Source organism: Streptomyces sp. NPDC048643 (genome assembly GCF_040650615.1).
GTDB lineage: Bacteria > Actinomycetota > Actinomycetes > Streptomycetales > Streptomycetaceae > Streptomyces.
In genome coordinates this window covers 18,678-39,489 of sequence record NZ_JBEZHO010000021.1, presented here as the reverse complement: position 1 = coordinate 39,489, position 20,812 = coordinate 18,678, and the positions used below count along the sequence as shown (strand labels likewise).

14 protein-coding genes are annotated in these 20,812 nt (G+C 73.7%); 10 read left to right on the top strand and 4 right to left on the bottom strand.

Translation table 11 applies throughout. From position 1 onward, the window contains the following. The first annotated feature begins 392 nt into the window (after positions 1-392). Positions 393-809: a cobalamin B12-binding domain-containing protein gene (locus AB0C62_RS21650; protein ID WP_362975418.1), complete on the top strand. Its 417-nt coding sequence runs from the start codon at positions 393-395 to the stop codon at positions 807-809. A 465-nt stretch (positions 810-1,274) separates the two neighbouring features. On the opposite strand, the gene AB0C62_RS21645 is transcribed toward AB0C62_RS21650, so the two are convergent. Continuing rightward, positions 1,275-2,909, bottom strand: a complete 1,635-nt coding sequence (locus AB0C62_RS21645) for a DUF5691 domain-containing protein (RefSeq protein WP_362975416.1) — start codon at positions 2,907-2,909, stop codon at positions 1,275-1,277. 205 nt (positions 2,910-3,114) lie between these two features. Beyond that, positions 3,115-4,470 carry an SWIM zinc finger family protein gene (locus AB0C62_RS21640; protein ID WP_362975414.1) on the bottom strand — a complete coding sequence of 452 codons (1,356 nt, stop codon included), beginning with the start codon at positions 4,468-4,470 and terminating at the stop codon, positions 3,115-3,117. Between the two features lie 133 nt (positions 4,471-4,603). Between AB0C62_RS21640 and AB0C62_RS21635 the strand changes: the two genes are divergently transcribed. From AB0C62_RS21635 to sucD, 6 genes are all read left to right on the top strand, one after another. After that, a complete protein-coding gene (locus AB0C62_RS21635) occupies positions 4,604-5,782 on the top strand; it encodes an AAA family ATPase (RefSeq protein ID WP_362975412.1) in 1,179 nt (392 codons plus the stop codon). After that, positions 5,779-8,463, top strand: coding sequence for a DUF5682 family protein (locus AB0C62_RS21630; RefSeq protein ID WP_362975410.1), 2,685 nt, complete (start codon positions 5,779-5,781; stop codon positions 8,461-8,463). Before AB0C62_RS21635 ends, AB0C62_RS21630 begins: the two co-directional genes overlap by 4 nt. Then, entirely contained in the window at positions 8,460-9,623 is a 1,164-nt protein-coding gene (locus AB0C62_RS21625) for a VWA domain-containing protein (RefSeq protein WP_362975408.1), read from the top strand. The genes AB0C62_RS21630 and AB0C62_RS21625 overlap by 4 nt, the downstream gene beginning before the upstream one ends. Positions 9,624-9,823: 200 nt before the next feature. Continuing rightward, a complete protein-coding gene (locus tag AB0C62_RS21620; RefSeq protein ID WP_362975406.1) occupies positions 9,824-11,104 on the top strand; it encodes a hypothetical protein in 1,281 nt (426 codons plus the stop codon). Positions 11,105-11,684: 580 nt separating this feature from the next. Continuing rightward, positions 11,685-12,863: an ADP-forming succinate--CoA ligase subunit beta gene (gene sucC / locus AB0C62_RS21615; RefSeq protein ID WP_164370409.1), complete on the top strand. Its 1,179-nt coding sequence runs from the start codon at positions 11,685-11,687 to the stop codon at positions 12,861-12,863. Between the two features lie 21 nt (positions 12,864-12,884). Further along, a complete protein-coding gene (gene sucD, locus AB0C62_RS21610; RefSeq protein ID WP_164370410.1) occupies positions 12,885-13,769 on the top strand; it encodes a succinate--CoA ligase subunit alpha in 885 nt (294 codons plus the stop codon). A gap of 90 nt (positions 13,770-13,859) precedes the next feature. Here the strand turns inward: sucD and AB0C62_RS21605 are convergent, their stop codons facing one another. Continuing rightward, positions 13,860-15,086, bottom strand: coding sequence for a helix-turn-helix domain-containing protein (locus tag AB0C62_RS21605; RefSeq protein WP_362975404.1), 1,227 nt, complete (start codon positions 15,084-15,086; stop codon positions 13,860-13,862). 108 nt (positions 15,087-15,194) lie between these two features. Between AB0C62_RS21605 and AB0C62_RS21600 the strand changes: the two genes are divergently transcribed. Beyond that, the gene (locus tag AB0C62_RS21600; protein ID WP_362975402.1) at positions 15,195-17,150 is read left to right on the top strand and encodes a DUF6350 family protein; all 1,956 of its coding nucleotides are present in this window, start codon (positions 15,195-15,197) and stop codon (positions 17,148-17,150) included. A gap of 149 nt (positions 17,151-17,299) precedes the next feature. Here AB0C62_RS21600 and AB0C62_RS21595 read toward each other — a convergent pair whose 3' ends face one another. Next, on the bottom strand, positions 17,300-18,226 hold the full coding sequence (locus AB0C62_RS21595; RefSeq protein WP_362975400.1) for a hypothetical protein: 927 nt from the start codon (positions 18,224-18,226) through the stop codon (positions 17,300-17,302). A gap of 374 nt (positions 18,227-18,600) precedes the next feature. On the opposite strand from AB0C62_RS21595, the gene purN reads away from it, so the two are divergent. Together purN and purH are read left to right on the top strand one after the other, a co-directional pair. After that, positions 18,601-19,221 (top strand): phosphoribosylglycinamide formyltransferase, encoded by a 621-nt coding sequence (purN, locus tag AB0C62_RS21590; protein ID WP_362975398.1) that lies wholly within the window; start codon positions 18,601-18,603, stop codon positions 19,219-19,221. Continuing rightward, positions 19,218-20,807 (top strand): bifunctional phosphoribosylaminoimidazolecarboxamide formyltransferase/IMP cyclohydrolase, encoded by a 1,590-nt coding sequence (gene purH, locus AB0C62_RS21585; RefSeq protein WP_362975396.1) that lies wholly within the window; start codon positions 19,218-19,220, stop codon positions 20,805-20,807. The genes purN and purH overlap by 4 nt, the downstream gene beginning before the upstream one ends. Positions 20,808-20,812: the final 5 nt, after the last annotated feature.

The window sequence follows — 20,812 nt, the reverse complement described above, 5'->3', positions numbered from 1 at the left end:
CGCCGGTGCCGCGATGCGGAACCTGCGCGGCGAACTTGTCCCACTGTGTGATTTCCCCCTCGGTCTCCGCCGTGAAACTGCCGGTTACGGGATGCTGGCGATAACGTTCGTTCACTTCCGTGGTCGACAATGGCGCGGAACGCTTGTGCCGCCTGGCGTGTCCCGTCCTTCGGAGCGATCCGGAAGGTCGGGTGCGGCGAGGGGCTGAACGTGCGATAGGTGTCAGTGGTCAGTAGGTGTCGACGGCGTCGGCAGCGACTGGATGCTTACGCCTGGTGATGACTGGTTGCTTTCTGTAGTTGTCTCTGCAGGCGGCGGTCGGTCGTCGCCGTCGTTCCGCGTTCGTCGTTGTGCAGTCGTTCAGTCGGTGTTCTTGCTTCATGGAGGCAGTGATGGGTGTGGCAGCCGGACCGATCCGCGTGGTGGTGGCCAAGCCGGGGCTCGACGGCCACGATCGCGGGGCCAAGGTGATCGCGCGGGCGCTGCGCGACGCCGGTATGGAGGTCATCTACACCGGGCTCCACCAGACGCCCGAGCAGATCGTCGACACCGCGATCCAGGAGGACGCCGACGCGATCGGGCTGTCCATCCTCTCCGGTGCCCACAACACGCTCTTCGCGGCCGTCATCGAGCTCCTCAAGGAGCGCGAGGCCGAGGACATCAAGGTCTTCGGCGGCGGCATCATCCCCGAGGCGGACATCGCGCCCCTCAAGGAGAAGGGCGTCGCGGAGATCTTCACCCCGGGCGCGACGACCACGGCGATCGTGGACTGGGTCCGGGCGAACGTCAGGCAGCCGGCCGGCGCCTGAGCGTCGAGCGCGGCTGTTCTGTCGGAGCGCGGAAATGCCCGGGGGCCCGGAGTGTCTACGCCTCCGGGCATCCCCGAGCCCTGCGCGCGCCTCCGGCTGCCCCCGAGGCGTGTCCGCGCCTCCGGGTATCCCCGAGCCCTGGGTGTGCATCCGGCTGCCCCCGAGGCGTGTCCGCGCCTCCGGGTATCCCCGAGCCGTGCCCGCGCCTCCGGGGGAGTGCGTCCCCGGGCTTGCCGGCGTCTTGGGCGAGCCCGAGCCCCGGAGCCCCGGCCTCCGTCGGGTCCCGGCCTCAGCGGGGTGACGAGCAGGGCCGCGGCGGCACCGACCGTCTGCGGGGCGGTGAGCGGCAGTCTCACGCTTCTCTCCCCCCCCGGGGGGGCTGGCGATCACGCTGCACTCCGCCTCTCCGCACGGCGGCGGGCGACGGCGGCACGGGTCCGCCCTTCTGCGCGGGCCGGGGGAGGGTCATCGCGCCGGTGTCGAGGGCGTCAGCTCGGCGGCCATGGCCGCTCTGAGGCGCAGGGTCGTCACCAGGCGTTGGAAGGCCTCGGCCCAGTAGCCGCCGGCGCCCGGTGTCGCGTTCTCCGTCTCGTCCGGGACCGAGGTGAGACCGTCGAGGCGCCCCGCCTCCGCCGGGTCGAGGCACCGCTCGGCCAGCCCCATCACCCCGCTGAAGCTCCAGGGGTAGCTGCCCGCGTCCCGGGCGATGTCGAGCGCGTCGACCACCGCCCCGCCGAGATCCCCCGCCCACGGAACCGCGCACACCCCGAGCAACTGGAACGCCTCGGACAGCCCGTGCGTCCCGATGAACCCCGCCACCCACTCGGCCCGTTCGCCGGCGCCCAGCGTCGCGAGCAGCTTGGAGCGCTCGGCCAGCGACACGGCCCCAGGCCCCCCGGCCTCCGGCGCGGAGGGCGATCCGAGCAGCGCCCGTGACCACCCGGGATCACGCTGCCGGACCGCCGCCCGGCACCAGGCCGCGTGCAGCTCCTTCTGCCAGTCGTCCGCCACGGGCAGCGCGACCGCCTCCTCCGGCGAACGCCCGCCGAACCGCTCCTGCCAGGTCCCGAGCGGCGCCGACTCGACCAACTGGCCCAGCCACCAGGACCGTTCACCTCGGCCGGCCGGTGGCTTCGGCACCACGCCGTCCCGCTCCATCCCGGCGTCGCACTCGTGCGGCGCCTCGACCACGATCACGGGTGTGTCGCGCGTACGGTCGACGGCCACGCAGGAGCCGGCGCGGGCCGCCATCCGCGCGGCGAGCGCGGAACCCGGCAGTGCGGAAAGCAGCTCCGCCGCCGTCGCCCGGACGTTGCGACTGCGGTCGGACAACGCCCGCTCCAGGAACGGCTCGTCGGCGCCGCCCAGCCGGGACCGCAGCGAATCGAGGAACATCAACCGGTCCTCGGCCCGCTCCGTGGCCCACGTCGAGACGAGCAACTCCCGCGCGGCGGCGGGATCCTCGGCCCGCACGGCCGCCAGCAGCGCGACCCGCTCGGCGAACAGACCCTCCTGCCAGAGCTGCTGGACCCGCTCGGTCTCCTCCGGTCCCGGCAGCGAGGCGCCACCGCCCGGCGCGGAACGCAGCGCGAACCGCCACTCCGGGTTCAGCCGCGCCAGCCACAGCGCCCGCGGCCCGGCGAACGCCAGCGCCGCGGGCCGCAGATCCGTGCGCCCCCGAGCGGCGTCGAGCAGCGCGGGAAGCGTCTGCGGCGGGGCGGCGAATCCATGGGTGTTCGCCGCGGCCAGCCACTGGGGCAGCAACTCCATGAGGTCGGGAGCCGCTCCTCGGCGGCCGCCACCCCCGGTGCCGGGCCGGTCGGCGAGAAGCATCGCCAGTCTGCGGGCGGCGGCGGGCGGCAGCACGGCCCGCGGATCCGGCGCGGCAGGCTCCGGACGGGCCGCCGCACGCGCCGGCCGCACTCCGGCCCGACGCCGCACGGTCTCCACCGCGGCAGCGTCCAGCAAGGCCACCGGAGGTTCCTGACCCGGGTCCCGCAACGGCGGCGTTCGCCGCTCGGTCCCCAGGAGCGCCACGGTGACGAGGTCCTCCCAGGAACCACCGACGGGCGCGCCCGAAGAAGCCGACGTCGTGTTCATGAGCGTCCTTTCCTTGTGGAGGACATCAGCGAGGTCCCCGCGGTCGGCGGCGCCGACGGTCCCCGGGATGGGAACAACGGGCGGGAGGCGTGCTGCCGGACCGGGCGATCGTGCTGGTCCCGGGGCCCGGTGAGCGCCCAGGTGGAGGGCGGGGGCAGGGTTCCACCGGCCGTCGTGGCGGGAAGGGCGGGCCGGACGTGGTCCGTCAGCACAGCGGCACCGCCTCGCCCCCGTCCTCCGGCCACGCCGTCAGGGGAGTGAAGCCGCGATGGCCGCACTCGCCGAAGACCGTGACCGGCGCTCCGCCGGAGAGGGCGACCAGGCGCCACAGGTCGGGACGCGACCGCGCGGCGGGAGTAAGGGGGAGCGCGAACTCCCCCTCTGCGTCCGCCAGTTGCCACGAGCCACCGTCCGGTGTCGGGACGACTCCGCCCAGGGTGACCGGGCAGGACTCCAGCCAGGGGTCGGTGCGCAGTGCTTCTCCATAGCGAGCGGCCGCCTCCGAGGTGGTCAGGCCCTTCGGGCGTATCGCCGCGGGCGCGGGAGGCGAGAACCGCTCACCCAGTGCCGCCCGCACCTGCCCGGCGCCCGGATAGGAGGACACCTCGGCCTCGAAGGCCAGCCCCACGGGAAGCGCCAGCTCGGGTGTCCGGCCGGCCGCTCCATAGGAGAGGAGAAGCGCGGTGCGCCCCGACTCCGCGCCGTGCAGCCAGATCCTGCGGGTCGTGAGCTTGGCGTCCGCCGTGTCGTACTGCGCGAGGACCAGCCAGCGGTCGCGCACCGGCGGACCGTCGGCCGATCCGGACAGCCCTACGCGGGAACGGACCGTCGCCGCGAGGCCGTCCGGCAGGTCCTCGCGCCGCAGCCAGCCCTGGTCGAGGAGGTGGAGCAGCGCGCACTCCTCCAGCAGACGCACCGGCCAGCCAGGACCCGACGACGGAATCGCGCCCAACTCCCGTACCCGGGAGGCCAGTCCGGGCGCCTGCGCGTCCACCATCCGGGCGGCTGTCTCCTCCCACATCCCGTACCCCGAGCGCTCCGCCGAGGCGAGACCGCCGCGCAGCAGGTCGGCGAGCCGCTGCTCCAACTCCGCGGCACCCACGCTGATCCGCTCGGCCCGGCGCTCGGCCCTGCGCCGTGCGGCCTCGGGGTCACCCGAGGCGGACGCTCCAGATCCCCCGCCCGCCGTCCTCCTGTCCTCCGCGCGCTTGCGCCGTCCCGCCATCCACTCCTCGGCCCAGCCCGGCGCCTGCCCCGACGGCACCGCGCCGTCCGCACCCGACCAGAGCAGCAGCAGCCCCAACGCGTGCTTGCACGGGAACTTCCGGCTCGGGCAACTGCACTTGTACGCGGGCCCGGCGGAGTCCGCGATGTCCACGACCGTCTGATACGGCTTGCTGCCGCTTCCCCTGCACAGTCCCCATACCGCCCCCTCGTCAGAACTGCCCGCCTCGGACCACGGGCCGGCCGCGCCGAGCTTGCTCCCCGCTGTGCGTGACGCGACGTCAGGCGCCAGTGCCAGCACCTGATCCGCCGTCCAGCGCACCGCCTGCTGTGTCATGCGTCCGAAGGTAGGTCCCGCCACTGACAATCGACCGCGGCGAGCGCGTATGTGCAGGTCAGAGCCGATTGTCAGTGGCGTGGTGCACGGTGGAACCAGATCCGAACCGGCCGAGCTGGAGGGGGACCGAGCCATGTCCGTGTCCGTTGAACCGACGTCCGCGCAGACAGCCACGGGAGCGAGCGGGCAGACACCCGCGGGAGGAGGGGGAGCGGGTGGCGCGAGCGCGGAGGGCGAGGCGCTGCGACCGCACGCCGAGCACGCCTTCGCCGCCGAACTCGCCGCACTCGCGGCGCAGGACGACCGGCCGCGCCCGGTCCGCTGGCGGATGTCGCCGTGGGCAGTGGCCACCTATCTGCTCGGCGGCACCCTGCCGGACGGCACCGTGATCACCCCCAAGTACGTGGGGCCGCGCCGCATCGTCGAAGTCGCCGTCACCACCCTCGCCACCGACCGTGCGCTGCTCCTGCTCGGCGTGCCCGGCACCGCGAAGACCTGGGTGTCCGAGCATCTGGCCGCCGCGGTCAGCGGCGACTCGACCCTGCTCGTCCAGGGCACGGCGGGCACACCGGAGGAAGCCATCCGGTACGGCTGGAACTACGCGCAGTTGCTCGCGCACGGCCCCAGCCGGGACGCGCTCGTGCCGAGCCCCGTCATGCGGGCCATGGCCGAGGGCATGACGGCGCGCGTCGAGGAGCTGACCCGCGTCCCGGCGGACGTGCAGGACAGCCTGATCACGATCCTGTCGGAGAAGACCCTGCCGATACCGGAGTTGGGCCAGGAGGTGCAGGCCGTCCGCGGCTTCAACCTGATCGCCACGGCCAACGACCGCGACCGCGGGGTCAACGAACTGTCGAGCGCGCTGCGCCGCCGCTTCAACACGGTGGTGCTGCCGCTTCCGGAGAGCGCCGACGCCGAGGTCGACATCGTGTCGCGCCGCGTCGACCAGATCGGCCGCTCCCTCGACCTGCCCGCCGTTCCCGAGGGCATCGACGAGATCCGCCGTGTGGTCACCGTCTTCCGCGAGCTGCGCGACGGGATCACGGCCGACGGACGGACGAAGCTGAAGTCGCCCAGCGGCACCCTGTCCACGGCCGAGGCGATCTCGGTCGTCACCAACGGCCTCGCGCTGGCCGCCCACTTCGGTGACGGCGTCCTGCGGGCGGGTGATGTCGCGGCCGGCATCCTCGGCGCCGTCGTCCGCGACCCGGCGGCCGACCGCGTCATCTGGCAGGAGTATCTGGAGGCCGTCGTCCGCGAGCGCGAGGGCTGGAAGGACTTCTACCGTGCCTGCCGTGAGGTGAGCGCATGAGCGAAGTGGCGGACGACGCGCTGACCGGGCCGCGGTCCCCGGTGGCCGTCCGGGGTGCGGGACCGCTGCTGCTCGGCGTGCGCCATCACGGGCCGGGGTCGGCGCGGGCCGTGCGTGCCGCGCTGGAGGCCGCCGCCCCGCGGGTCGTGCTGATCGAGGGGCCTCCGGAGGCGGATCCCCTGGTCCACCTGGCCGCCGACGAGGACATGCGGCCCCCGGTCGCCCTCCTCGCGCATGTCGTGGACGAGCCCGGCCAGTCGGCCTTCTGGCCGCTCGCCGAGTTCTCGCCGGAGTGGGTGGCGATCCGCTGGGCCCTGGACCACGGAGTGCCGGCCCGTTTCATCGACCTTCCCGCCGCCCACACCCTGGCCTGGGGTAAGGCGGACGCGGACCGGGCGGGCGGGCGACCGGGCGACACCCCGCCCGCCGCACCGGACGGGCCTGTCGAGGCCGACGCGGCCCCGCCCGGCGACCCCGGGCCCGGGGCGCCCGCGGACGCCGCGCGGCCGGAGGGGAGCGAAGGGCCGGCGGGGGCGGACGGGAGCGGAGACCGGGCGGCCCCGGACGGGACCGGGCCGCAGGAACCGGCGTCCGGGGCCGGGGCATCGGGCGGGCCGGAGGGGACCGCGGGACCCGGTGAGGGGATGGTCGAGGCCGTACGGATCGATCCTCTCGCCGTACTCGCGGAGACAGCGGGGTACGACGACCCGGAGCGGTGGTGGGAGGACGTGGTCGAGCACCGGGCGGCGACCGCCGGTGACCCGTTCGCGCCGTTCGGCGTGCTGGAGGAGGCGATGACCGCGCTGCGCGAGGCGTACGGAGTAGGGGGACACGACCGCGATCTGGTGCGCGAGGCGTACATGCGGCTCCAGATCCGGGCCGCGCAGCGGGAGTTCGGGGGCGACGTGGCCGTGGTGTGCGGGGCCTGGCACGTGCCCGCGCTCCGGCGGAAGGCCACCGTCGGCGCCGACCGGGCCCTGCTGAAGGGCCTGCCGAAGGTGAAGGCCGACCTGACGTGGGTGCCCTGGACGCACCGCAGGCTCTCCCGCGCCAGTGGGTACGGAGCGGGCATCGACTCACCGGGCTGGTACGGGCATCTGTTCGGCGCCCCCGACCGCCCGATCGCCCGATGGATGACGAAGGTCGCCCGGCTGCTGCGCGACGAGGACCGGAGCGTTTCGTCGGCCCACGTCATCGAGGCGGTGCGGCTGGCCGACACGCTCGCCGCGATGCGCGGGCGCCCCCTGCCGGGGCTCACCGAGACGACGGACGCCGTCCGGGCGGTGATGTGCGAGGGCTCGGACGTGCCGCTGGCGCTGGTGCGCGACCGGCTCGTCGTCGGCGACGTACTGGGAGAGGTGCCGGAGTCCGCCCCGGCGGTGCCCCTGCAGCGGGACCTCGCGCGCTCGCAGCGCTCGCTGCGGCTGAAACCCGAGGCGCTGGAGCGGGAGTTGGAGCTCGACCTGCGCAAGGAGACGGACGCGGGCCGCAGCAGACTGCTGCACCGGCTGCGCCTGCTCGGGATCGGCTGGGGCGAGCCCACGACGTCCCGCGGCAGCACCGGCACCTTCCGCGAGACCTGGCGGCTGCGCTGGGAACCGGAGCTGTCCGTGCGGGTCGCCGAGGCGGGTGTCTGGGGCACCACGGTCCTGGCCGCGGCGACGGCCAAGGCCGAGGCGGACGCCGTGAGCGCACCCTCGCTGGCCGACGTCACCGCACTCGCCGAGCGCTGCCTCCTGGCCGAACTCCCGGACGCGCTGCCCGTGGTGATGCAGGTGCTGGCCGACCGGGCCGCCCTCGACGCGGACGTCGGGCACCTCGCCCAGGCGCTGCCCGCGCTCGTCCGCTCCCTGCGCTACGGCGACGTGCGCGGCACGGACACGCACGCCCTCACCGACGTCGCGGCCGGTCTCGCCGAGCGCGTCTTCGTGGGACTCCCGCCGGCCTGTGCCGCCCTCGACGGTGACGCCGCAGCGGAGATGCGCCGGCACGTGGACGCCGTGCACGGGGCGGTGGCGCTGCTCGGGGAGACGACCGGTGACGCGACCCCGGCCGACGGCGCACGCGGGGGTATACGCGGGCGCTGGCACTCCGTCCTGCGGACCCTCGCCGTGCGCGACACCGTTCCCGGCGTGATCAGGGGCCGGTCGGTCCGACTCCTCCTCGACGAGGGTGAGTTGGCGCAGGAGGAGGCCGCGCGACTGATGGGCCTGGTGCTGTCGCCGGGCACCGAGCCAGCCGACGCGGCCACCTGGATCGAGGGGTTCGTCGGAGGCGGCTCGGGCGGCGGGATGCTGCTCGTGCACGACGAGCGGCTTCTCGGGCTCGTGGACACCTGGCTGACCGGGGTGCCCGCCGACGCGTTCACCGACGTGCTGCCCCTGCTGCGCCGGACGTTCTCGGCGTACGAGTCGGGGGTGCGCAGAACGCTCGGCGAACTCGTCCGGCGCGGCCCGGGAGCCCGCACGCCCACCGCGGCCGCCGGCTCCGGAATCCCCGGGTTCGCCCCCGACCTCGACGCAGCGCGCGCGGACGCCGTGCTGCCCGTGCTGAGCCTGCTGCTCGGTCTGGGCGCACCCGGCGGCGCGGACGGCACCGACAGCTTGGGCGCCGACGCCGCGTCCGGCGGCCGGCCGGACCGAGCACGTCACGACAACGACCTTGTGAGGGTGACCCCATGACCGAGTCCGTGCTGAGCGCCGGGGACGAGCGGCTGCGCCGATGGCGGCTCGTGCTCGGGGGCGACGAGGCCGACGGCACCGGATGCGTGCTCTCCGGGAACGACGCGGCGATGGACGGAGCGCTCGGCGCGCTGTACGGGAAGGGGGGCAAGGGGCAGTCGGGGAAGGACCGTTCGGCGGGGCTCGGGGCGTCGGCACCCTCGGTCGCGCGCTGGCTCGGCGACATCCGCACGTACTTCCCCTCCTCCGTCGTCCAGGTGATGCAGCGGGACGCCATCGACAGGCTCGGGCTCTCCGCTCTTCTCCTGGAGCCCGAGATGCTGGAGGCGGTGGAGGCCGACGTGCACCTCGTGGGCACGCTCCTCTCACTGAACAAGGCGATGCCGGAGACGACCAAGGAGACCGCGCGGGCCGTCGTGCGCAAGGTCGTCGAGGACCTGGAGAAGCGGCTCGCGACCCGTACCCGGGCCACTCTGACCGGCGCTCTCGACCGCAGCGCCCGTATCAGCAGGCCCCGTCACCACGACATCGACTGGAACCGCACGATCGCGGCGAACCTCAAGCACTACCTGCCCGAGTACCGCACGATCGTGCCCGAGCGGCTGATCGGCTACGGACGGGCCTCCCAGTCGGTGAAGAAGGAGGTCATCCTCTGCATCGACCAGTCGGGATCGATGGCCGCGTCCGTCGTGTACGCCTCCGTGTTCGGCGCGGTCCTCGCTTCGATGCGGTCCATCGCCACCCGGCTCGTCGTCTTCGACACGGCGGTCGTCGACCTCACCGACCAGCTCGACGACCCGGTCGACGTCCTCTTCGGCACCCAGCTCGGCGGGGGCACCGACATCAACAGGGCGCTCGCGTACTGCCAGTCGCAGATCACCCGGCCCGCCGACACCGTGGTCGTCCTGATCAGCGACCTCTACGAAGGAGGCATCCGCAACGAGATGCTGAAGCGGGTCGCGGCGATGAAGGCGTCCGGGGTGCAGTTCGTGACGCTGCTCGCGCTGTCCGACGAAGGGGCGCCCGCCTACGACAGGGAGCACGCCGCCGCGCTCGCCGCGCTCGACGCACCGGCGTTCGCCTGCACGCCCGACCTGTTTCCCGAGGTCATGGCGGCGGCGATCGAGAAGCGGCCCCTTCCGATACCGGACGCGAGGTGAGAAGGCACGGCAATCCGGACATGAATACCCATCGGTAACAGGGGGCTTGCGCGACCTCGGGCGTCCCATGGAGGATCGAAGCGGCCAAAGGGTCCTGTTCCGCCGCTCCTTGGCGGGGCGTGCCCGGCGTGGGCAGTGCCAGGCCTTCGCGTTCGTTCGCGGCCCCTCGTATCCCTTCGCACGGGAGGACCCTCCCCGTCTTGACCCGGTCAGCGCCATCGTCGGGTGCTGTTCCGCGCCCGGCGCGCGGTGCGGCCGGTCGGCGTGCGCTCCAGGCGGTCCTGCTGGCAGGCGGGTTGTCCGCGCTCGGGTTCCTCCTCGGAGGACAGGCGCACGCCGCCGACGGGCCGGCGCACCCGATCCGGCTGGCCCATCCGGCACCGGCCCAGGGCGTCACCGAGACGCGCTCCCCGCACTCCGCACCGATACCGACCGTCTCCGTGACCCGCACTCCGCCGGGCCGCCTCCCGAAGCCGGCCGACCGGACCGGGCCCGCCGCGACCGCCCCCCGGCCCGGGACCGCCCTCCGGCCCGCGACCGACCCCGCCCCGCTGTCCGTCGCCATCACCTGCGTCGGCGTCGGCGTCGAGCACCTGACCGGCGCGGCAGCGTCGCCGCCCGCCTCGCCCCGTACAGGTACACGTGCTCGTGGGGAGGCTGACGCAGGTCGGAGCACGCCTCCTGGCAGCGCGTACGCGAGCCGTGCCGTCGAGCGGCGGCGGCAGGTGACCGAGGGTGTCGAGAGGGCGGTCCCCAGCGCCGTGGGGTCGGTCCCCGAGCTGATCCGGCCGGTCGAGGCGACCGTCGTGCGACCGGTCACCGGAGCTGTCGGGCGGCCCGGCGGGGCTCTCACCGACGTACTGAGCGGCGGTCCGCCGACCCCGCCGGACACGCTGCCGTCCCTTCCGGGACTCCCCGCGCATCCCGCGCTTCCTGCCCTTCCTGTTCTCCCCGCCCTCCCGCAGGCGCACCTTCCGGCGCTTCCGGGAGTCCCCGGAGGCACCTTCCCGGAGGTTCCGGAGGTTCCCGTGCTCCCGGCGCTCCCCGGGGTCGACCCGCAGGACCCGCCCCGGGCCGAGGCTCCGCAGGCGGAGCGCGGCGCCGCGGAGGAGCGGTCCGCCGGCCGAGCCGTCGCCGTGGTCGACGCTTCCTCCCTCTCCGGGCCCGCCGGTGCGGCGACCTGGGAGCCGACGTACGGGCCCGGTCGGCCCGATGCGCGGAGCGGCAGCGCGGGGGTTCGCCGTGGCCCGGACGGCGCGGGCCCCGGTCCGGTCTTCGGCCGGCAGACGCCTCCCGGCGGAGCGAGCGGCGCGACGGGCAGCCGGTCCGCCCTCGACAACGCGGCCCCGCGGCACGCGGAGGTCCCCGCCGTCACCCCGAGCCACCGGGCTCCCCAGCGCCTGGCGCGCGGCACCTCCACGGCGACGCCCGCGTCCGGGACCGGCGACCGGTACCGGGACATCCCCGTCTTCCCCGGCTAGCTCCGCACTCCGCACCCCCGGACCCACGGTTCCCCGTACGTCTCGTGCACGCCGTACGTCTCGTACACCCCGTGCGGCGCGTACCGCGTCCGGAGCACCGCGTCCGTGCGACGTCCGTCCGGACGTCGCACCCCTGTCGCACCGTGCCGGATCGCAGCGACACCGTGCGACCGCCGTGCCGGCGCGGCCGCCGTGCGGCAGGCCATCCGCTTCCGCGGGGCCATGGGCCGGAGGGCCGGAATCCACCGGATCCCTCGGGTCCAGACCCGCGGAAGGGCCGGACGGTCCCCATTGGGGTGGGGGTCGTCCGCCCTGGGCCCTTCGGGGCCGTCAGAGGGGCCTCACCAGGCAAACCCCAGCCTGGTGAGGCCCCGTCCGGCCCGATCTGTGACAGGTATCACCGCTCAGGTGTGATCTGCGATTTAGGGACCCGCGTCCAGCGGCGATAACCTGCCGGACGGACATGCCGCGCACTCGGACATCGTGTGCGCCACCCTTGTGACAGCGGACGTCACGTTGCCCTTCGCGGCACGCCCACGCATCCAACGAACCGCGAGATCACTGATAGGGACGGACGCGCGTGGACCTGTTCGAGTACCAGGCGAGGGACCTCTTCGCCAAGCACGGTGTACCGGTGCTGGCCGGTGAAGTCATTGACACGCCTGAGGCAGCCCGCGAGGCGACCGAGCGTCTTGGCGGCAAGTCCGTCGTCAAGGCCCAGGTGAAGGTCGGTGGCCGTGGAAAGGCCGGTGGCGTCAAGCTCGCCGCCACCCCGGACGAGGCCGTCGCCCGCGCGACGGACATCCTCGGCATGGACATCAAGGGCCACACGGTCAACAAGGTGATGATCGCCGAGACCGCGCCCGAGATCGTCGAGGAGTACTACGTCTCGTACCTCCTCGACCGCACGAACCGCACCTTCCTCGCCATGGCGTCCGTTCAGGGCGGCGTGGAGATCGAGGTCGTCGCGGAGGAGAACCCCGAGGCCCTGGCCAAGGTCCCGGTCGACGCCAACGAGGGCGTCTCGATCGAGAAGGCCCGCGAGATCGTCGCCCAGGCGAAGTTCCCGGCCGAGGTCGCGGAGCAGGTCGCCGAGATCCTGGTGACGCTGTGGGACACCTTCATCAAGGAGGACGCCCTCCTCGTCGAGGTGAACCCGCTCGCCAAGGTCGCCTCCGGCAAGGTCATCGCCCTCGACGGCAAGGTGTCCCTGGACGAGAACGCCGAGTTCCGCCAGCCGGACCACGAGGCGCTCGTCGACCACGCGGCGGCCAACCCGCTCGAGGCCGCCGCCAAGGCCAAGAACCTCAACTACGTCAAGCTCGACGGTGAGGTCGGCATCATCGGCAACGGCGCGGGTCTCGTCATGAGCACCCTCGACGTCGTCGCCTACGCCGGCGAGAACCACGGTGGGGTCAAGCCCGCCAACTTCCTCGACATCGGCGGTGGCGCCTCCGCCGCCGTCATGGCGAACGGCCTGGAGATCATCCTCGGCGACCCGGACGTCAAGTCCGTCTTCGTCAACGTCTTCGGTGGCATCACCGCCTGTGACGAGGTCGCCAACGGCATCGTCCAGGCGCTGCAGCTGCTCGCCGACAAGGGCGAGGCAGTCACCAAGCCGCTGGTCGTGCGTCTCGACGGCAACAACGCCGAGCTGGGTCGCAAGATCCTGTCGGACGCCAACCACCCGCTGGTCCAGCGCGTGGACACCATGGACGGCGCGGCCGACAAGGCCGCCGAGCTCGCGGCTGCGAAGTAAGGGACGAGGGACTAAACAGCCATGGCTATCTTCCTCAACAAGGACAGCAAGGTCATCGTCCAGGGCATGACCGGTGCCACGGGTATGAAGCACACCAAGCTCATGCTCGCGGACGGGACGAACATCGTCGGTGGCGTGAACCCGCGCAAGGCGGGCACCTCCGTCGACATCGACGGCACCGAGATCCCCGTCTTCGGCACGGTCGCCGAGGCCATCGAGAAGACCGGCGCCAACGTGTCCGTCCTCTTCGTGCCGCCGGCCTTCGCCAAGGCCGCCGTGGTCGAGGCGATCGACGCGGAGATCCCCCTCGCGGTCGTCATCACCGAGGGCATCGCGGTCCACGACTCCGCCGCCTTCTGGGCGTACGCGAAGGCCAAGGGCAACAAGACCCGCATCATCGGCCCGAACTGCCCCGGTCTCATCACCCCGGGTCAGTCCAACGCCGGCATCATCCCGGGCGACATCACGAAGCCGGGCCGCATCGGCCTGGTCTCGAAGTCCGGCACGCTGACGTACCAGATGATGTACGAGCTCCGTGACATCGGCTTCTCGTCCGCCGTCGGCATCGGTGGCGACCCGGTCATCGGTACGACGCACATCGACGCGCTCGCCGCGTTCGAGGCCGACCCCGACACCGACCTGATCGTCATGATCGGCGAGATCGGTGGCGACGCCGAGGAGCGGGCCGCGGACTTCATCGCGAAGAACGTGACCAAGCCGGTCGTCGGTTACGTCGCGGGCTTCACCGCGCCCGAGGGCAAGACCATGGGCCACGCCGGCGCCATCGTCTCCGGCTCCTCCGGCACGGCCGCCGCGAAGAAGGAGGCCCTCGAGGCCGCCGGCGTCAAGGTCGGCAAGACGCCGACCGAGACGGCCAAGCTCGCGCGCGAGATCCTCGCCGGCTGAGCTGCCGCACGGCACACACGCCGGTGGGCCCGCACCTGTAGGTGCGGGCCCACCGGCGTTTCCGGTCACCGGCGCTCCCGGTGGGGGACGTCAGCGGATATCGGGGACGAGCCGTTCGGGACCGCTCGACGTCTGGGACCGCAGCTTGGCGCGCAGGACCAGCTCCTCGTCGGACAGGGGACCGGGCGCGGAGCGGGGCGGCAGGCCGTGGACGGTCTCCGGCGGGGAGAGCGGCGCCTCGTAGTGGTCCGGTGCGGTGCGCAGCGTCAGCGCCGTCACGCCGATGAGCAGGACCGTGAAGGCGATGGCCGCGCGCGTCCACTGCCGGGCGCGGTGCTCGCCGTGATCGCGGACGGTACGGGGCTTCGCCGCGCGCAGCCGCTCCGCGCTCCCGAGTTCGGTGAGCCGCCGGTGCAGGTCCTCGGGGAGCGCCAGCTCGGGCAGCCGGGCCGCTACGGCCTCGCGCGCGTGGAGCACCCGGTTGGCGGCCGCGGGCGTGCTCGCCTCCGTCTCGGCCGCGGTCTCCGGAAGCCCGAGCCCGACCCCGTCGTACAGGAGCAGCGTGCGCCGGTAGACCGGCGGCAGGGTGAGCAGGACGTCGAGGAGGGCACGTTCGGAGCCGCCGGCGGGCGGTGCCTCCGGGTGCCGGTAGCGCGGGCGCAGCCGGTGCCAGGGGGAGAGCGCGTACTCGTACGCCGTCGCCCGCACCCAGCCGGCCGGGTCCCGGTCCACGGCCACCTCGGGCCAGCGGTACCAGGCGAGTTGGAAGGCCCGCTCCACGGACTCGCGGGCCAGCTCGCGCCGCCCGGTCAGCAGATAGGTCTGCCGTACGAGGGCGGGGGCGGCGAACGCGTAGAGCGCGTCGAAGGCCTGAGCGGGCGTCAGCGACGGCTCGCGGACGCCGGATTCCTCCTCCGCGCCGCCCCACTCGGCTTCCCCGCGGGCCCGGTCCACGTCCACGTCCACGCCGGCCAGGTCCGCGTGTTCGGCGGGCTCCGGGCCGTCGGCCGTACGGTCCTCGGCGGCGCGTGCCTCCCGGGACGACGGTGGTGCTCCCGCCCCCACCAGGACGGGTACGGAGCCTTCCTGACGGCTGCTCACCGCGTCGTCCGAAAGGGTCGTCCCTACGCCGAGCAGCCTCACGTACGCCTCCAGCTTGCGGCCGCGCGGTGTCGTACGGCCGGTCTCCCACGAGCGCACCGTCGACCGGCTGACTCCGAGCCGGGCTGCCAGTTCCGCCTGTGTCAGCGCCCGGGCCTCCCGCAGACGGCGGCGCTCCTTCGGCGCGGGCAGCGGGGTGGCGGAGCCCTGTGTCATGTCGGATCCCACCGGGCGCCCTTTCGTACGAAAAAGTACATAACTGCATATTGAGCGACACATCGGGGGTTCGCCTGTTACGACGAGAAAGCGCGTGTCGTTGGGAGCATGACGTGCGTGACCCAAATCACCGACCGCAGGCTCTCGTTGTCGCCCCTGCTCACCCGGATGCGCGAGAGATCACCCGGACTGGCCGCCAGCCTCCTGGGTGGCGCCCTCGCCGCGGGGCTCGGACTCGGCTCGTTCGCCGTCCTCGTCATGGTGCTGTGGATCAGCTCGCCCTATCCGGACAGCGGGCCGGACGGAGCACTCCATGTCGCTGCCGCGCTCTGGCTCCTCGCGCACGGCGTCGAGCTGATCCGCACCGACACCCTGTCCGGTGTGGCGATGCCGGTGGGGGTGACGCCGCTCCTGCTGCTCGCCCTCCCGGCCTGGCTGCTGCACCGGGCCGCGCGCGAGGCGGCCGACGTGACGTCGGAGGCGTCACCGCGCACGGCCTGGGCCGGCGTGGTGGCCGGCTATCTGTCCGTCGCCTGGGCCGCCGCGCTCTACGCCTCGGGCGGCGCGTTGCGTCCGTCCTGGCTGTGGGTCGTGGTCTGCCTGCCCCTCCTCGCCGCGAGCGCCGCGGGAGCGGGGATCTGGACGGCGTACGGGCGCCCGTGGGGGCCGCTGCCGCTGTGGCTGAAGCGCGCCGTGGACGCCGCGCCCTTCACCCGGGTGGGTCCCCTCTCCGGCGTACGACGTCTCGTCGCCCGGGACGACGACCGGGTGCTCGGCGGAGCCGCGCGGGCCGCCGCGGCCGGAGCCGCCGTCCTCGTCGGGGGCGGGGCGCTGCTGGTGGCGATGTCCCTGGTGTGGCACGGGGGAGCGGCCCGCGGCTCGTTCCTCCAGCTCACCGGCGTGTGGTCCGGACGGTTCGCCGTCCTGCTGCTCTGCCTCGCGCTGGTCCCGAACGCGGCCGTGTGGGGCGCGTCGTACGGGCTCGGGCCGGGCGTCGTCCTGACGGCGGGGCATGTGGCCGGTCCGCTCACCGCGGCTGCCTCGGGGGCGCGCGGCCCGACCGATCTCCTCCCCGCGTTCCCGCTGCTCGCGGCGGTGCCGGGGACGGGCTCGGGGGAGCCGCTGAACTGGGTGAGCGGTGTGGTGCCGGTGGCCGCCGGGGTGACGGTGGCGTGGTTCGTGGTGAAGGCGGGGACCGCGCCCGGCACCGGGGGTCGGGACGAGGCATGGTCGCGCGGGCGGACGGTGTCCGTCGTGGCCCTCGCGGCCGGCCTGTGCGGTGTCGTGCTCGGCCTGCTCGCCGGTCTCGCCGGAGGCCCGCTCGGCGTGGCCGCCCTGGCGCACTTCGGGCCGGTGTGGTGGCAGGTGGGACCGGCGGCCGCGGTGTGGACGGCGACCGTCGGGATTCCCGTCGCGGTGGGCGTCCGCGCCTGGAAGGGCCGGGGTGTCCCGGCTCCGGAGCGCACGGCCGCTCCCCGGAGTGCGGCACCGGGTCTCGCCGGGCCCCGCTTCGGGTGGGTTCCCCGGCTGCGGATGCCCGCGTGGACGCCGTGGCGCGCGAAGGACGCGTCCGCTCCGTCACCGGCGGCCGCACCGACCCCCGTCCCCGCGCCGTCCCCGCCCGCCCGGACTGTGTCCGCACAGCGTGTCGAACCGGCGGTGCTGGAGTCCGTCCTCGAGGACCTGGAGCCGTACGATTTCGCGCCCGGCGAGGCGACCCCGGCACCGTGGCACGAGGACACGTCCCGGGAGGAGCGCTGGGCGGCGCTGCGCAAGTCCGCCGGGGCCGAGGCCCCTGACGACGCCGACGACGCCGACCGGAACGCCCGGGACGACACGAGCGACGCACCCCGTCCTGTCCAGGACGACCCGCACCGGCTGGTCCAGGACGACCTGCACCGGCCCGCTCGGGACGAGCCGCGCGTGTCGGGTGGGGACGATCCCCACCGGCCCGCTCGGGATGAGCCGCGCCCGTCCGGCGGGGACGACGCGGATCACCCCGGTCCGCACGGCCTCAGCCATACCGGGAGTGAGAACACCGGCGGCTCGGAGCACTCCGGCTGAGACGTCTGCCGGTGTGCCGCCCGTCCGACCGGCTGAGGGCGGGGCAGGTGATCCGGCGGTGAACGAAAAGGGCCGGCTCCTCCTCGTCGAGAGGGGGAGCCGGCCCTTGCTTCGGCTGCTTCGGGACGGACCCGGCGCGGCGCGCGGTGCTAGTCGCTCGTACCGAGCACGCTGCGCAGCTCCTTCGGGAGCAGGTCGTTGCAGGACTTCTTCGCCGCGTTCGTCAGGGCGTCGTTCGTGCAGGAGTAGTAGTCGCTGTAGACGAGCTGGGCCGTGAACGTCGCGCCGACCATCAGGATGGCCAGCGAGGCGGTGACCAGACCGCTCACCGCCGCGGTCGTCTGCGGACGGGCGTTCGACGGGGCCTGCTGGGGGCGGGCGTTCTGATCGGGTGCCGGAGCGTCCGGGGCCGGGACACGGGCCTTGCCGCGGAGGGCGCTGATGCCCCAGTACAGGGCGAGCGCGCCGAGCAGCAGCGCCACGTACGGCCAGCTGAAGAGCGCGAAGAAGAACGCCCACATGCCGGAGAGCAGCGCGTAACGGGCGCGGCGCTGGGAGGGGTCCGTCGGGTCCCAGCGCATGTTCGCGCCGGGGCCGCTCTGGCCCTCGGGGGTGTTCTGGCCCTGCGGGGCCCCGGGCCGGTCACCGAAGCCGCCGCCGCTGGAGGGACCGGGCTGCCGGTCGCTCCAGTGACTCCACGGGGAGTGCCCGGATCCGTCCTGGTCTGCGCCCTCGCCGTTCTCTTCGGAGCCCTGGCCGTGCCGGCGCGGCTGCCAGGGACGGTCGGGCGTCCCCTCGGGCGGCGGTGCGAACGGGTTGTCGTCCGAGTCCGAGGAACTCGACGGCTTCGACGGCTTCGAGAGATCGGCCGGGCCCGACGGGGGAGTGTCCGGGGTGTCGGGGCCGTGCTCGTCCGGGGTGCCGCCGTCGCTTCCCCCTGCCGAGCCGCTGCCGCTCCCGCCCGCGGAGCCGGGGCCGCCGCCTGTGGAGCCGTCCCCTCCCGACCTGGGCGGGGTGGACGAAGGGCGCCGCTCGCGCAGCAGGAGCGGAGGGAGTCGGAGACTGCGGTCCGGCATCAGGTGAGCGTCTTCCCCTTGGTGGTTCTGGCGGGCGGCGTGTGCGCACGGCAGCGGGCTCCGGGCCCCCGGGCGCGCGCCCCGGGCGTTTCCGGTGCGGGTGCAACTGGTGGTACCGGGGCCGGCTGCCCCGTGCGTGGTGGTGCTCGTCCCAGGTCAACGTCCCGTGTGCGCAGGGCGTTCCCCGTGCCGGACGGTGTTCCCGGGTGGATCCTCCCCAGACGCTACCTTCCGGCCCCGCCCCCGTCCCGTGGGGGCCGCCCGGTGTGCCGGTATCGTTGCTGACGGTCGGCCGCTTCGTAGACTTCCCCGTATCCCGGGGCGCGAAGCATTCGTACGACCGTACAAACGCTCCCCCGAGAAAGGGCCCCGTCGTGGCCAAGGCCAAGCGCCTCGTCGTGCTGGTCTCCGGATCAGGCACCAATCTGCAGGCACTGCTCGACGCCGTAGCGGAGGCGGGCCCCGCGGCCTACGGTGCCGAGATCGTGGCCGTCGGCGCCGACCGGGACGGCATCGAGGGGCTCGCCCGCGCCGAGCGCGCCGGGCTCCCGACCTTCGTCCGCAAGGTCAAGGACCACGGCAGCCGGGACGACTGGGACCGCGCGCTCGCCGAGGCGACCGCCGCGTACGAGCCCGACCTCGTCGTCTCCGCCGGGTTCATGAAGATCGTGGGGAAGGAGTTCCTCGCCCGGTTCGGTGGACGGTTCGTCAACACCCACCCGGCGCTGCTCCCCAGTTTCCCCGGCGCCCACGGCGTCCGCGACGCGCTCGCGTACGGAGCCCGGGTCACCGGCTGCACCGTCCACTTCGTCGACGACGGCGTCGACACCGGACCGATCATCGCCCAGGGCGTGGTCGAGATCCGCAACGAGGACGACGAGAGCGCTCTGCACGAGCGCATCAAGGATGTCGAGCGAAGGCTGCTCGTCGATGTCGTGGGGCGGCTCGCCCGCAACGGCTATCGCATTGAGGGACGAAAGGTAGTTATCCAGTGACCGCCGACAGCACAGTCACGGCCGAGAGCACCGAGGGCACCAAGCGGGTCATCCGGCGCGCGCTCGTCAGCGTGTACGACAAGACGGGCCTCGAGGAGCTGGCCCGCGGGCTGCACGCGGCCGGCGTCGAGCTCGTCTCCACCGGTTCCACCGCCGCCAAGATCGCCGCGGCCGGTGTGCCCGTCACCAAGGTGGAGGAGCTGACCGGCTTCCCCGAGTGCCTCGACGGCCGCGTCAAGACGCTGCACCCGAAGGTCCACGCCGGGATCCTCGCCGACCTGCGGCTCGACAGCCACCGGCAGCAGCTCGCCGAGCTGGGCGTCGAGCCGTTCGACCTGGTCGTCGTCAACCTCTACCCGTTCCGGGAGACGGTCGCGTCCGGTGCGACCCCCGACGAGTGCGTCGAGCAGATCGACATCGGTGGCCCCTCGATGGTGCGCGCCGCCGCCAAGAACCACCCCTCCGTCGCCGTCGTCACGAGCCCCGACCGCTACGGCGACGTCCTCGCCGCGGTCCAGAACGGCGGCTTCGACCTGCGGACCCGCAAGCGCCTCGCCGCCGAGGCCTTCCAGCACACGGCCGCGTACGACGTCGCCGTCGCCTCCTGGTTCGCCTCCGACTACGCGCCGGTCGACGAGTCGCGGTTCCCCGACTTCCTCGGTGCCACGTGGGAGCGCGCGCACACGCTGCGCTACGGCGAGAACCCGCACCAGCCCGCCGCGCTCTACACCTCCGGCACCGGTGGCCTCGCCGAGGCCGAGCAGCTGCACGGCAAGGAGATGTCGTACAACAACTACACGGACACGGACGCCGCCCGCCGTGCCGCGTACGACCACGAGGACCCCTGCGTCGCGATCATCAAGCACGCCAACCCGTGCGGCATCGCGGTCGCGTCGAACGTCGCCGAGGCGCACCGCAAGGCGCACGCCTGCGACCCGCTGTCCGCGTTCGGCGGCGTGATCGCGGTCAACCGCCCGGTCACCAAGGAGATGGCCGAGCAGGTCGCGGAGATCTTCACCGAGGTCATCGTCGCGCCGGAGTACGAGGACGGCGCCCTCGAAGCCCTCACCAAGAAGAAGAACATCCGCGTGCTGCGGGCCCACAACGCCCCGTCCGCTCCGGTCGAGATCAAGCCCGTCGACGGCGGCGCGCTGCTCCAGGTCACCGACCGGCTGCAGGCCGACGGCGACAACCCGGCGAGCTGGACGCTCGCGACCGGCGATGCGCTGAGCGAGGGCGAGCTGGACGAGCTGGCCTTCGCCTGGCGTGCCTGCCGCGCCGTGAAGTCCAACGCGATCCTGCTCGCCAAGGACGGTGCCTCGGTCGGCGTCGGCATGGGCCAGGTCAACCGCGTCGACTCCGCGAAGCTCGCGGTCGAGCGGGCCGGCGCCGAGCGCGCCCGTGGCTCCTACGCCGCCTCGGACGCGTTCTTCCCGTTCCCCGACGGGTTCGAGATCCTCGCCGAGGCGGGCGTCAAGGCCGTGGTCCAGCCCGGCGGTTCGGTCCGCGACGAGCTGGTCGTGGAGGCCGCGAAGAAGGCCGGTGTGACGATGTACTTCACCGGGACGCGGCACTTCTTCCACTGAGCGGG